Genomic DNA, 13,673 nt, shown 5'->3' with positions numbered 1-13,673 from the left:
GGTGAGCGAACGTATTCCGATCCTGAAAATGGGGCCGTTCCTGCTCGTCACCATCCAGGTGGAGCTGCACGACCAGCTGGTGCTGACACTGCAGGACGACCTGACCGAGCAGGTGGCGCGCCACCGGGCTCAGGGGGTGATGATCGACATATCCGCCTTGGACATCGTGGATTCCTTCATCGGTCGGACACTGGCACACATTGCCTCGCTTACCCGCCTGCTGGGGGCCTCCACCGTGCTGGTGGGCATGCGACCAGCGGTGGCCATCACTCTGGTGGAGTTGGGGCTGACCCTGCCCGGCATCCGCACCGCCCTGAATGTCGAGCGTGGCATGGAGCTGTTGCAGCGGCTCGTAGAGACAGACCCTGCGGCGGGGTCGCCAAGCGATGCGTGCTGAACAGCTGCCGATACGCAGCCCCGACGATGTGGCGCGCGTCCGCCAGGCAGTACGCAGCCGGGCCCAGGCGATGGGCTACAGCGTGGTGGAACAGACCAAGCTGGTGACCGCCGCCAGCGAGCTGGCGCGCAACACCCTGGTGTATGGACTGGGGGGCTCGGTGGAAATGCAGGAACTGGAAGACGGCTTCACCCAAGGGCTGCAGCTGGTGTTCGAAGACCAGGGGCCCGGCATCGACGATCTGGATCAGGCACTCACCGATGGCTTCACCACCGGCGGTGGCATGGGGCTGGGGCTGAGTGGCTCGCGGCGCCTGATGAGCGAGTTCGACATTCAGTCCACCCCCGGTGCAGGCACCCGGGTAGCGGTGGTGCTGTGGAAGCGGGCGGGTGCACGCCGATGATCGAGGGGCTTGAAGCCACCCATGTGGCCGAGGCCCGGCGCTATGCCGCTCGAGTGGGGGACGGCCTTGGCTTTGACGAGGCCGCGCTTGCCCAGATCAAGATGGTGGCGAGTGAAATGGCCTCCAACCTGATCAAGCATGGCGGAGGCGGGGTATTCCTGGCACAACCCTTGCCCGGCGCACGGGGTGCGGGGCTGGAGCTCCTTGCGCTGGACCGCGGCCACGGTATGCAGGAAGTGACGCGCTGCCTGACCGACGGCTACTCCACCGCGGGCACCCTCGGCCTTGGGCTGGGCACCATCGTCCGCCAGTCAGGGTTGGCCGAAATCTATACCCGTCCGGAGGCGGGCACGGCGGTGGTGGCCCACTTTTTTCGCCCGGAGGCGGCGCGTACGCCACGCGGCCCGGACTGTGGGGCGGTATGTGTGCCCAAGCCTGGCCAGGACGCCTGCGGCGATGCCTGGGCGCTGCGTCATGAACACGGTATCAGTTGGCTGCTGGTGACCGATGGTCTGGGCCATGGTCCGCTGGCTGCCAGTGCCAGTCAGACGGCGCTGGACGCCTTCTTTGGCTGGCGCCCCACCCGCCCCTCGGATGGTTTGGCGGTGCTGCACCAGGCGCTGCGTGGTACACGCGGCGCGGTGGCCGGCCTGGCCGCGCTGGAGCACGCCAGCGGCACGCTGCGCTACGCCGGGGTGGGCAACATCGCCACCCACCTGTGCCAGGACGACGCCTGCCGGAGCGTGCTGTCGTATGACGGCACGCTGGGCTATCAGGTGCGCAGCATTCGCGAGCACAGCTACCAGATAGCCGAAGGCGGCCTGGTGGTGATGCACAGCGATGGCCTGAGCAGCCGCTGGAACCTCACCCAGCGGCCGGGGCTGTTTTCGGCGCATCCGGCCCTGGTGGCCGGCTGCCTCTATCTTGACTACACCCGCGACACGGACGATGCCACCGTGGTCGTGCTGAGGCGTACCTCCTGATGAAGACCGATCTTCTGCATGCGCGCATCCGTAACGAGATGGACGTCGCCTGGGTGCGGCGCAGAGCGCGGCAGATCTGCGACCTCCTCGACCTGGACCATACCGGTGCCACGCGCTTTGCGACAGCGGTGTCCGAAATCTCACGCAATGCGTGGGTGCACGGCGGGGGTGGCAGCGTCACCTTCTCGCTGGAGGACACCCCCGTCCCGCTGGTGTGCGCGCGCATCGTCGACGAAGGGCCAGGCATCCGCGACTATGTGCCGCGTGTGGGGCGGCGGGGTCGGCTGCAGCGCGACGAAGGCACCGTGGGGCTGTACGGCAGCGGCCGGCTGGTGGATGTCTTCGAACTGGACACCGCGCCCGGCGCCGGCACGCGCGTGCGGCTGGCCATGAAGCTGGACCCGGCGCGGGGTCTGCCCAGTCCGGAGGCGCTGACCCGTCTGGTGGACGGACTGGTGCGACAGCATAGCCACACCTTGGCCGAAGAGCTGGAAGTGCAAAACCGCGAACTGCTGCAAACCTTGGCCGAACTGCAGGAAAACCGTGCCCAGCTGGAAGAGCACCAGGCGCAACTGCAGGAGGCTGCACGGCGCAAGGACGAGTTCCTGGCCATTCTGGGGCACGAGCTGCGCAATCCGCTGTCCGCCATCTCCAATGCGCTGGCGGTCTACCGCATGGCCGGCGAGGGGGCTGCGCCGCGCGTGCTGGCGATCGTGGAGCGCCAGAGTCGTCAGCTCAACCGTCTGATCGATGACCTGCTGGACGTAGTGCGCATCGCCCAGGGGAAGATCAACATCCAGCTTGAGACCGTGGCCGCTGGCGAGATCGTGGCCGCGGTGGTGGAGATGAATGCCGGGCAGATCCAGGCCAAGCAGCAGGTGCTGGAGGTGGACGTGCCCGAGACCCCGGTCTGGCTACGGGCCGACCGGGTGCGTCTGGCCCAGGCGCTGGGCAACCTGCTCAACAACGCCAGCAAGTTCACCCCGGCCGAAGGCCGCATCCGGCTGCTGGTGCGCACCGTTCATGGCCGCGTCATCTTCCGTGTGGAAGATAGCGGCATCGGGCTGGAGCCTGCAGCCATCCCGCAGATGTTTGAAATGTTCGTCCAGGGGCCAGCCTGCCGGGAGAATGTGAAGGCGGGCCTGGGGATCGGGCTGAACGTGGTGCGCAGCCTGGTGGCGCTGCATCATGGCACGGTCGAGGCCTGTAGCGACGGCCCCGGCAAGGGGGCTACCTTCGAGATCGCGCTTCCGTTGGCCGAAGGACAGGGCACCGGCGACGCCGACGCCGAGGGGACGCCTGCGGCCGTCAGCACGCGCCAGCGGGTGATCGTCGTGGACGACAACCGCGATTCGGCTGATGGTCTGGCGATGTGCCTGCAGCTTTGGGGGTACGAAGTTGCCACTGCCAGCGATGGCGAGGCTGCGCTCGCCCTGTGCCGTGCCGACCCGCCGCAAGTGATGGTGCTGGACATCAACCTGCCGGGCATGAGCGGCATCGAACTGGCGCGTGCGGTGCGGGGCAGCGTATCGCCACCGCCGCTGATGGTGGCCCTGAGCGGTTACAGCAAGGACCACAGCGGCCTTTCGGCCAACGATGGCCTGTTCGATCACCATCTGCTCAAGCCGTTCTCCCCACGTGCGCTGCGCAGCCTGCTGGCCCAGCCGGCAGCCCCGGCCGGGGAGGTCTGAAGCCGGCAGGCATTGCCGCTGCCAAGAAACCGATGTGTTTCTGTAACAGGGAGGCTGTCATGCCGATCAATACCGTTTATGCTGCATCCGAACCCACGGCCGAGGCGGTGGCGGCCCTGCCGGGGCCGGTGCTGCTGGAGTTTGGCGCGCCGTGGTGCGGCCATTGCCAGGGCGCGCAACGTCCCTTGGCCGAAGCATTGTCCGGGTTCCCCGAGGTGGCGCACCTCAAGATCGAAGATGGCCGGGGTCGACGCCTGGGGCGCGCCTTCAGGGTCAAGCTGTGGCCCACGCTGGTGTTCCTGCAGGATGGCCAGGAAGTGGCCCGCCTCGTCCGTCCCACCGAGACCGGACCGATCCGCGACGCGTTGTCGGCGCTGTCCCGGCGCTAGCTGCGCCCGTTCCATCGTATCCTGTGCTCCGCTCCCGTCCCTCGGGGGCGGGGCACCTGTTCTTTAACGGAGTCTCCCGTGTACCGTTTCTTTGAAAGACTGCTGCATCCTTACCCGTCCCAGGCGCCCGAGCTGCCGCCCAAAGGGCTGTTCGCCTTCCTGTGGGCCAGCACGCAGGGGCTGCGCCCCTACATTTTGTCGATGACGCTGCTGACCGCGCTGATCGGCGCTTTTGAAGCCTTGCTGTTCAGCATGCTCGGCAATGTCGTGGACTGGCTGAGTGAGGTTGCCCCATCGCGGCTGTGGGCCGAGCAGAAGGGGCCACTGCTGCTTCTCGCGGCTATCCTGCTGTTCAGTCCGGTGTTAATCGCGCTGCAGACGATGGTGAAGCACCAGACCCTGGCGGGCAACTTTCCCATGCGGCTGCGCTGGAACTTCCACCGGTTGATGCTGGACCAGAGCATGGGCTTCTATCAGGACGAGTTTGCCGGCCGTATCGCCGCCAAGGTGATGCAGACCGCGCTCGCGGTGCGCGACACCATTCTGATCCTCACCGATATCCTGGTGTTCGTGGTCATCTACTTCGTCACCATGGCCATCGTGGTAGGCCGCTTCGATACCTGGCTGTTGGTGCCTTTCCTGCTGTGGCTGGTGGCCTATGCCGCGGCGGTGGCCTACTTTGTGCCCCGTCTGGGCAGGATGGGCGCGCGTCAGGCCGATGCCCGCTCGCTGATGACCGGCCGCATCACCGATGCTTACACCAATATCGCCACCGTCAAACTCTTCTCCCATTCACGCCGTGAGGCAGACTACGCCCGCGCCGCGATGCAGGACTTCATGGTCACCGCCTACGGGCAGATGCGGCTGGTCAGCGGTTTCGAGATCGTGAACCATCTCCTGAGCATGCTGCTGATCGCCGGCACCGCCGGGGCGGCGCTGTGGCTGTGGACGCAGGGGCAGGTGGGCATGGGCGCGGTGGCCGCGTCCACCGCGATGGCGCTGCGCCTGAACGGCATCTCCCACTGGATCATGTGGGAGATGTCCTCGCTCTTCGAACAGATCGGGACCGTGCAGGACGGCATCAACACGCTGTCGCGTCCGCGCCGCATCGTGGACACGCCAAAGGCCGGCACGCTCGCCGTCCGTCGTGGGGAGATCCGCTTCGAGGATGTGTCGTTTGCCTACGGGGGCGAGCGCACGGTGATCGACCACCTCAACCTGACGATCCGCCCTGGCGAGAAGATCGGCCTCGTAGGCCGCTCCGGGGCCGGCAAGTCCACCATCGTCAACCTGCTCCTGCGCTTTTACGATGTGGAATCCGGCCGCATCCTCATCGACGGTCAGGACATCGCAACCGTGACGCAAGACAGCCTGCGTGCCCAGATCGGCATGGTGACGCAGGACACCTCGCTTCTGCACCGCTCGGTGCGCGACAACATCCTGTACGGACGCCCCGACGCCGGCGACGAGGCGATGGTGGCCGCAGCGCGGCGGGCCGAAGCGCACGACTTCATCCTGCGACTGACCGATGCCCGAGGCCGTAGCGGCTACGATGCGCATGTGGGCGAGCGCGGTGTGAAGCTCTCCGGTGGGCAACGCCAGCGGATCGCGATTGCGCGGGTGATGCTGAAGGATGCCCCCATCCTGCTGCTGGACGAGGCCACCAGCGCGCTCGACTCGGAGGTGGAGGCCGCCATTCAGGCCAGCCTCTACCGCCTGATGGAAGGCAAGACGGTGGTGGCGATTGCACACCGGCTGTCGACGATTGCCGCGATGGACCGGCTGATCGTACTCGACCAAGGGCGCATCGTGGAGGAGGGTGACCATGCCAGCCTGCTGGCACGCAACGGTCTTTACGCCCGGCTCTGGGCCCACCAGAGTGGTGGCTTTCTCGGAGAGGAAGTGGACGGGGACAGCGAATCTGCCAAGGATCGCCTCACCCCGGCGCGCTAAGGCGTCTGCTCACGGCGCAGGGGGGGCCGGCGATGCTCCGGTTGCATCGCCGAGCGCGCCTTCAACATACAGCATACGCACCAGCACCAGCACCGAAGCCGCCAGCGGTGCGGCCACCACGATGCCCATTGGTCCGGCCAGCACCCCCATCAGGAACTGCGCTGCGATAGTGACGGCCGGAGCCAGAGACACCATGCGCTTCTGCAGCATCGGAGTGACAAGGTATTCCTCGATGGCCTGTACGCCCAGATACATCGCCAGCACATAAAGCGCCTTGTCCGGGCCTTCGGCCAACCCCAAAAGCACCGGGGGGATCGCCGAGATCACCGGACCGATGGTGGGAACGAAGGTCAGCACGCCGGTAAAGAGCCCCAGCGCCAGCGCCAGCTCCACGTCCAGCAGCCACAGCCCGAGCGTAGTCAGCGAGCCGATCACCGCCATCGCCATCAGCTGGGCAGCCAGCCACTGACGCAGTGTGCTGCCCAGCGCCGCCAGTACCTCTTGCGTACGGGTGCGGTGCGCAGGGGGCACCAGATGCATCAGCCCACGCAGATACAGGGTGGGGCTGACGGCCAGGTAAAGCCCCAGCGCCAGGATGACCACCAGATTGACCAGCCCGCCGAGCGTGACCGAGAACATCGACGCGGCCGTGCTCAGGGCCTGGCCCGTGGGCAGCGCCGGCGTGCCGCCCGAAGCGGCAGGCGCCGCGCCTGTCAGGCTGGCCAAGCGCTGCCGCACCCCGTTCAGCCAAGGATAGTGTTCCATCTGTGCAACGAGGCCACGCAGTAGTTGTGGCATGCGCGACCAAAGTTCGCCCATTTGCTCGGAAACGCTGGGTGCCAGCGCGAGAAGAGCGGCAACCGCGCTCCCGGCCAGCCCGACCAGCACCGCAGTCAGCGCCCAACCGTAGCCCAGCCCGGTGCGGCTGCTCAGCCAGCCAGCCAAGCCGGACAAAAACAGGGCCAGCAGCACGCCGCAAAAGAGGACCAGCAATACGCTGGCTGCCTGCCACAGCAGGGCCAGCAGCATCACGCCGATGCACAGCATCAGTACCTGGAGGGCGCTTCGGCGCAGTACGCGCCTGGTAAGGGGATGGAAGGGCATGAGGGTTCCGCAGCGTGGACGACGGTGTCGAGGCCTGCCGGGCAATCTTCATTCCCGAACTCGCCTTCGGCCAACCTTGCGGCAGAGGGCTGCCACGCTGCCTTCACCAAAACCGAACGCTCGCTTAACATCTGCCGGTTATTCCTGACAGACCGTCCCGGCCCCGGCCGGGCACAGCATTGGCGGCCGCACGACGGCCGAGAGCAAGGGCCGTGTTCATGAACAGCAAGTCGGGTGCGTCACCCATCGACGAAACCAGCTTCCGCCGGGTGCTGGTACGCAACATCAGCCTGCCGATCATCCTGGGCCTGGTCAGTTCCGCCCTCTTCATCGGCATGATCTTTTACCTGATGTCTGCGAGCAGGCAGGTTACCCACAGCAGCCAGGTCATCGGCCGTGCGCAGCAGGTGCTGCGGCTGGCGATCGACGTGGAGACTGGCCTGCGCGGCTTCTTCATCACCGGGGAAAACAACTTCCTCGAACCCTACAACCGCGGCAATGCCCTCTTCACGCCCTCGCTGGCCGAACTGAAGGCCCTGGTATCCGATAATCCGGTCCAGATTCAGCGGCTCGAACGCATCAACATGCTGTACCAGCAATGGGGCAAGTTCGCGCGCGAAGGGATTGCCATCCGCCGCAGCGGGCAGGACGTGTCCACGCTGGTGGCCGCCGGCACCGGCAAGATGCTGACCGACTCCATCCGTCAGGAATTTGCCGACTTCGTCCAGATGGAGGAGCGGCTTAGCCTGGAGCGCATCGAGAACACCAACCACCTCATCACCTGGATGGTGGGTCTTACCCTGTTGTTCGGGCTGGTGACCGGGCTGTTGCTGGCTTACATGGGGCGGCGCGAACTGCTGCGCCTCTCCACGGTGTATGGCGACGCGCTGGATAAACAGAACGTCCTGAACGCCGAACTGGAGCAGCAGGCCTGGCTGCGCACCGGACAGATGCAGGTGGCCGAGCGCGTCATCGACCAGCGGTCGCTGTCGGAGCTGGCCGACAATGTGCTGCAGTTCTTCGCCGAGTACCTCGGCGCCTCCGTGGGCGCACTCTATCTGGTGGACGACGATAAACGCATCGAACGCATCGGCAGCTACGCGCTGCTAGAAGACGACCATGCCGCCCCCGGCCTCGTTAATGCGGGTGAAGGGCTGCTGGGCCAGGCTGTGACCGACAACCGGCTGGTGCAGCTGGACGAGGTGCCTGACAACTACCTCAAGGTGGGCTCCACCTTGGGCGACATGCCGCCGCGCACCGTGCTGATCGCTCCGATCGCAGCGGGCGAGACCGTCAACGCCGTGGTGGAACTGGGCTTCATGCAGGCGTTAACGCCGATGCAGGTGGAACTGGTGCGCCGGGTGTGCGACAAGGCGGCCAACGCGATCGAGGCCGCTCGTTACCGCCAGCGGCTGCAGTCCATCCTCAAGGAGACCCAGCATCTCAACGAGGAGCTGCAGGTTCAGCAGGAGGAACTCAAGGCTGCCAACGAGGAACTGGAGGAACAGTCGCGGGCGCTGCTCGAATCACAGGCACGGCTGGAAGGCCAGCAGACCGAGCTTGAGCAGACCAACGAACACCTGGAAGAACAGACCCGTCTGCTGGAGCGCCAGCGCGACGAGCTCAACCAGCGCAACCAGGCGCTCAACCACGCCCAGCGTCAGCTGGAAGAGCAGGCGAACGAGCTCAGACGGGCCAGCCAGTACAAGTCCGAGTTCCTGGCCAACATGTCGCATGAACTGCGCACGCCGCTCAACAGTTCGCTGATCCTGGCCAAGCTGCTGGCAGAAAATCCCAATGGCAACCTCAGCGAGGATCAGGTCCAGTTTGCCCAGTCGATCTACTCCGCCGGCAACGACTTGCTCAACCTGATCAACGACATCCTCGACCTTTCCAAGGTGGAGGCCGGCAAGCTGGAGATTCGCCCCGAGGCGTTCTCGCTGCCGCGTCTGGTGGACAGCCTGCGCAACCTCTTCCGTCCGCTCGCCGACGACAAGGGTCTGAGCTTCGAGGCTACCGTGGCCGAAGACGTGGCCCAGACGCTCTACACCGACAGCCAGCGTCTGGAGCAGATCCTCAAGAACCTGCTCTCCAACGCGGTGAAGTTCACCGATACCGGCAGCGTGCGGCTGGCCGTCAGCCGCGATGATGACGGACGTATCCGCTTTGCCGTCAACGACTCGGGGATCGGCATCCCGCCCGAGCAGCAGTCGATCATCTTCGAAGCCTTCCGCCAGGCCGACGGCACCACCAACCGCAAGTACGGCGGCACCGGACTCGGCCTGTCAATCTCGCGCGACCTGGCCCGCCTCCTGGGCGGCTCGATCGAGGTGGACAGTCAGCCCGGCCGTGGCAGCACCTTCACGTTGACGCTGCCTGAAAGCTATACCGAAGTGGACCCGACGCCGCCGGCACATGTGGTCGAACCCACGCCCCGTCCGGAGCGCCCGGCGCTGGTGCAGCCGCTCTCGCCGGTCCGGCCTGCCGTCCCCGAGACACGTCCGCGCCCGGTGCCGCCGGTGTTCAACGACGACCGCACCCATCTGGCCGGCAGTGGGCGCACGGTGCTGGTGATCGAGGACGAGCCGCAGTTCGCCCAAGTGCTCTACGACCTGGCACACGAGCAGAACTACAAGTGCATCGTGGCGCAGGGCGCCGACGAGGGCTACCAGATGGCGCAGGAGTTCACCCCGGACGCCATCCTCCTGGACATGAAGCTGCCGGACCACTCCGGGCTGACGGTGCTGGAGCGGCTCAAGCAGAATCCCAAGACCCGTCACATCCCGGTGCATGTGGTGTCAGCCGAAGACCGGGCCGAAACCGCGCTGCATCTGGGGGCGGTGGGTTACCAGCTCAAGCCGGTAACCCCGGACGACATCCGCGCCGCCTTCGCCCGTCTGGAAGCCAAACTGTCGCAGAAGGTGAAGCGGGTGCTGCTGGTGGAGGACGACCCACGCCAGCGCGAGAGCGTGTCGCGCCTGATCGCCGACACCGACGTGGAGATCGTGGCTGTGGCCTTGGCCGAAGACGCACTCACCCAGCTGCGTACCAACGTCTTCGACTGCATGATCATCGACCTGGTGCTGCCCGACATGCAGGGCAGTCAGCTCCTGGAGCGGATGACGCATGAGGACATCTGCTCCTTCCCGCCGGTGATCGTGTACACCGGGCGCGAGCTGTCGCGCGAGGAGGAAGCCCAGCTGATGCGCTACTCCCGCTCGATCATCATCAAGGGTGCGCGCTCGCCGGAGCGCCTGCTGGACGAGGTGACGCTGTTCCTGCACCGCGTGGAGGCCGATATGCCACCGGAGCGCCAGCGCATGCTCAAGGCCGCGCGCAACCGGGAGCGTGCCTTCGAAGGACGCACCATCCTGGTGGTGGACGACGACGTGCGCAACATCTTTGCCCTGACGAGCGCGCTGGAGCAGAAGGGGGCGCAGGTAGAGATCGGCCGCAATGGCCGCGAGGCCCTGGAGAAGCTGGACGGCGGCCGCCCGATCGACCTGGTGCTGATGGACATCATGATGCCGGAGATGGATGGCTACGAGGCGATGCGCGCCATCCGCAAGAACCCGCGTCTGGCCAAGCTGCCGATCATTGCCGTGACCGCCAAGGCCATGAAGGACGATCAGGAGCGCTGTCTCGAGGCTGGCGCCAACGACTACCTGGCCAAGCCGATCGAGCTTGACCGTCTGCTGTCGCTGATCCGTGTGTGGCTGCCTCAACTGGAGCGGGCGTGAGTCTCTACCCCGAGAATTTTCAGATCGAGATCCGCCTTCTCATCGAAGCGATCTACCTGAAATACAACCACGACTTCCGCAATTACTCGCCGGCGTCGCTACGCCGGCGCGTGGCATACGCACTGCAACAGTTTGGCTGCCAGACGGTGTCGGCGCTGCAGGAAAAGGTACTGCACGACCCGGACGCCTTCATGCGGCTGCTGCAGATCCTCACGATCCCGGTCAGCGAGATGTTCCGCGATCCCACCTATTTCCTGGCGCTGCGCCAGCATGTGGTTCCGATGCTGCGCACCTATCCGTCGCTGAAGGTCTGGATAGCCGGCTGCAGCACCGGCGAGGAGGTGTACTCGATGGCCATCCTGCTGCATGAAGAAGGCCTGCTGGAACGCACCATCCTCTACGCGACCGACATCAACCCGCAGAGCCTGGAGAAGGCGGAACGCGGCATCTACAGCGCGGACAGCGTGCGCAAGTTTACGCAGAACTACCAGAAGGCAGGGGGCAAGCGGGCGTTTTCGGATTACTACACCGCCGCCTACAACTCCGCCATCATGGACAAGTCGCTGCGCCAGAACGTGACCTTCGCCGACCACAGCCTGGCCACCGACAGCGTGTTCTCGGAGACGCATTTCGTTTCCTGCCGCAATGTGCTGATCTACTTCGACCGTGCCCTGCAGGACCGGGCCTTCGGCCTCTTCCACGAATCGCTGTGCCGCCGGGGCTTTCTGGGGCTGGGCGCCAAGGAGACCGTACAGTTCTCGGCCTATGCGGAACTGTTCGAACCCGTGGTGCGCGAAGACCGTATTTTCCGCAAGAAATGACTACGGCCGCGCCCACTTCCGCCCCCCGCCCCGCCCGCCGCTTTGCGGTGGTGGTGATCGGTGCCTCTGCCGGGGGTATTGAGGCGCTGGGCACGGTGCTGCCGATGCTGCCCAAGCACTACACTCTGCCGGTGGTGGTGGTGCTGCATCTGCCAGCCGACGAGCCCAGCCTGCTGGCCGAGGTGTTCTCGTACAAGGTGGGGTTGGCCACCAAGGAAGCAGACGAGAAGGAACGCCTGCAGCCGGGCGTGATCTATTTCGCACCACCGAGCTACCATCTGCTTCTGGAGGCGGACGGTACCTTCGCCCTCAGCACCGAGGAGCCGGTGCACTTTTCCCGGCCCTCGATCGACGTGCTGTTCGGGTCGGCCGCGGACGCCTATGGCGAGCGTGCGGTGGGTGTGCTGTTGACGGGCGCCAGCCAGGACGGCGCTCGCGGGCTTCTGGCCATCCGCGAGGCGGGCGGCCAGACCCTGGCACAGGACCCGGCCGAAGCCATGATTTCCATCATGCCGGCCGCGGCGGTGGAACTGGGCGCTGCCCGGGCCGTGTTGCCGCTCAAAGACATCGGCCGCTTTCTGGCCGGGCTGGAAAAGGAAGCGTAATGCCCCACAGAGAAAAGACCCGCATCCTTCTGGTCGACGACGTCCCGGAGAACCTGCTGGCGCTGGAGGCCCTGATCCGGCGCGACGATGTGGTGGTGCACAAGGCGGCCTCGGGCGATGCGGCGCTGGAGCTGCTCCTGGCGCACGATTTCGCCCTGGCCATCCTGGACGTGCAGATGCCGGGCATGGACGGCTTCGAGCTGGCCGAATTCATGCGTGGCACAGAGAAGACCAAGCACATCCCCATTGTGTTCGTGACGGCGGGGGGGCGTGAGCTCAACTATGCCTTCAAGGGCTATGAGAGCGGAGCGGTGGACTTCCTGCACAAGCCGCTGGACGCCCATACGGTCAAAAGCAAGGTCAACGTGTTCGTGGACCTCTACCGGCAGAGTAAGGTGCTCAAGCACCAGCTGGAGACGCTGGAGAGGAACCGGCAGGAACAGGAAGCGCTGTTGCAGGAGCTGACCGAGACCCAGGAGGAGCTGCGCAAGGCAATTACCATCCGCGACGAATTTATGTCCATCGCCTCGCACGAGCTCAAGACTCCGCTCACATCGCTCAAGCTGCAGATCCAGCTGCGTCAGCGCTACCTCAAGAAGGGCGATGCCTCCGCCTTTACCATCGACAAGATCGCCAAGATGGTGGAAAGCGACGATCGGCAGATCCAGCGCCTGATCCGGCTGATCGACGACATGCTCGACATCTCGCGCATCCGCTCCGGACGCCTGACGGTGCACCCGGCCACCTTCGACCTGAGCGAACTGGTGCATGATGTGGTGGACCGTTTCAGCGAACAGCTGGCCGCAGCGGGCTGCACGGTAACGCTGACCGTGCCCGGGCCCGTCGTGGGTTACTGGGACCATTTTCGCGTGGAACAGGTGGTGATCAACCTGCTGACCAATGCCATGCGCTATGGGGCGGGCAAGCCGGTGACCATCGTACTGGAGGCGGGTGACGGACGGGCGCGGCTCTCGGTGCGTGACGAGGGCATCGGAATTGCTGAAGAACATCAGGCGCGCATCTTCCAGCAGTTCGAGCGGGTGGTTTCCGCCTCGCAGATCGGCGGACTGGGGCTGGGCCTGTACATCGTAGACCAGATCGTACGGGCCCACGGCGGCAGCATCCGGGTGGAAAGCGCACTGGGCAAGGGCTCGACCTTCATCGTGGAGCTGCCCGTAGAAGGGAATAGGGCATCGGATGCAAGCTAATACGTTGTTGATCGTCGAGGACGACCCGGACATCCGGGCATGTCTTGAGGAAATCATGGTCAGCGAGGGGTTCGAGGTGCTGACTGCGGCGCATGGGCGTGAAGCGCTGCAGGCGCTTCAGAGCGCGCAGACCCTGCCTGCGCTGATCCTGCTGGACCTGACGATGCCGGTGATGGATGGCCCGCAGTTCTTGGCAGAGCTGGCCAGCGGCCGCTGGCCCGAGGCGTGGCAGCGCATCCCCGTGCTGGTGCTCACCGCCATCAGCGAGCCCTTCCTGGCAGGCGGCGTGGCCGAGGTGGTGCGCAAGCCGGTGGATATCGGCGTGCTGATCGATGCGGTAGCGCGCCACTTACCGGTGAGCCTGTCATGAGCGGCTGGT

The 13,673-nt window shown here is 65.6% G+C and carries 12 protein-coding genes; 11 read left to right on the top strand and 1 reads right to left on the bottom strand.

The features are described 5' to 3' along the window. The first annotated feature begins 1 nt into the window (after position 1). From EV669_RS07570 to EV669_RS07545, 6 genes are all read left to right on the top strand, one after another. Entirely contained in the window at positions 2-397 is a 396-nt protein-coding gene (locus EV669_RS07570) for an STAS domain-containing protein (RefSeq protein WP_318271364.1), read from the top strand. Beyond that, positions 387-800, top strand: a complete 414-nt coding sequence (locus EV669_RS07565) for an ATP-binding protein (protein WP_055433320.1) — start codon at positions 387-389, stop codon at positions 798-800. Before EV669_RS07570 ends, EV669_RS07565 begins: the two co-directional genes overlap by 11 nt. Beyond that, positions 797-1,783, top strand: a complete 987-nt coding sequence (locus tag EV669_RS07560; RefSeq protein ID WP_132098299.1) for a SpoIIE family protein phosphatase — start codon at positions 797-799, stop codon at positions 1,781-1,783. The genes EV669_RS07565 and EV669_RS07560 overlap by 4 nt, the downstream gene beginning before the upstream one ends. Continuing rightward, the gene (locus tag EV669_RS07555; RefSeq protein WP_054286683.1) at positions 1,783-3,474 is read left to right on the top strand and encodes an ATP-binding protein; all 1,692 of its coding nucleotides are present in this window, start codon (positions 1,783-1,785) and stop codon (positions 3,472-3,474) included. Before EV669_RS07560 ends, EV669_RS07555 begins: the two co-directional genes overlap by 1 nt. 59 nt (positions 3,475-3,533) lie before the next feature. Beyond that, positions 3,534-3,863 (top strand): thioredoxin family protein, encoded by a 330-nt coding sequence (locus EV669_RS07550; protein ID WP_132098298.1) that lies wholly within the window; start codon positions 3,534-3,536, stop codon positions 3,861-3,863. A 78-nt stretch (positions 3,864-3,941) separates the two neighbouring features. Further along, entirely contained in the window at positions 3,942-5,816 is a 1,875-nt protein-coding gene (locus EV669_RS07545; RefSeq protein ID WP_055433316.1) for an ABC transporter ATP-binding protein, read from the top strand. A gap of 9 nt (positions 5,817-5,825) precedes the next feature. Here the strand turns inward: EV669_RS07545 and EV669_RS07540 are convergent, their stop codons facing one another. After that, positions 5,826-6,920, bottom strand: a complete 1,095-nt coding sequence (locus tag EV669_RS07540) for an AI-2E family transporter (RefSeq protein ID WP_132098297.1) — start codon at positions 6,918-6,920, stop codon at positions 5,826-5,828. 218 nt (positions 6,921-7,138) lie between these two features. Here EV669_RS07540 and EV669_RS07535 point away from each other — a divergent pair, with 218 nt between their 5' ends. The 5 genes from EV669_RS07535 to EV669_RS07515 are packed head-to-tail and all read left to right on the top strand — an operon-like array spanning position 7,139 to position 13,664. Beyond that, a complete protein-coding gene (locus EV669_RS07535) occupies positions 7,139-10,660 on the top strand; it encodes a response regulator (RefSeq protein ID WP_132098296.1) in 3,522 nt (1,173 codons plus the stop codon). Then, positions 10,657-11,481: a CheR family methyltransferase gene (locus tag EV669_RS07530; RefSeq protein WP_054286688.1), complete on the top strand. Its 825-nt coding sequence runs from the start codon at positions 10,657-10,659 to the stop codon at positions 11,479-11,481. Before EV669_RS07535 ends, EV669_RS07530 begins: the two co-directional genes overlap by 4 nt. Further along, positions 11,478-12,086 carry a chemotaxis protein CheB gene (locus tag EV669_RS07525; RefSeq protein ID WP_132098295.1) on the top strand — a complete coding sequence of 203 codons (609 nt, stop codon included), beginning with the start codon at positions 11,478-11,480 and terminating at the stop codon, positions 12,084-12,086. The genes EV669_RS07530 and EV669_RS07525 overlap by 4 nt, the downstream gene beginning before the upstream one ends. Next, positions 12,086-13,294, top strand: a complete 1,209-nt coding sequence (locus EV669_RS07520) for a hybrid sensor histidine kinase/response regulator (RefSeq protein WP_132098294.1) — start codon at positions 12,086-12,088, stop codon at positions 13,292-13,294. Before EV669_RS07525 ends, EV669_RS07520 begins: the two co-directional genes overlap by 1 nt. Continuing rightward, entirely contained in the window at positions 13,284-13,664 is a 381-nt protein-coding gene (locus EV669_RS07515) for a response regulator (protein ID WP_072242795.1), read from the top strand. The genes EV669_RS07520 and EV669_RS07515 overlap by 11 nt, the downstream gene beginning before the upstream one ends. Positions 13,665-13,673 lie beyond the last annotated feature (9 nt).

This window comes from Gulbenkiania mobilis (genome assembly GCA_004346645.1).
Lineage (GTDB): Bacteria > Pseudomonadota > Gammaproteobacteria > Burkholderiales > Chromobacteriaceae > Gulbenkiania > Gulbenkiania mobilis.
The sequence above is the reverse complement of the archived record's forward strand: the minus strand, read 5'-3'. Positions and strand labels throughout refer to the sequence as shown.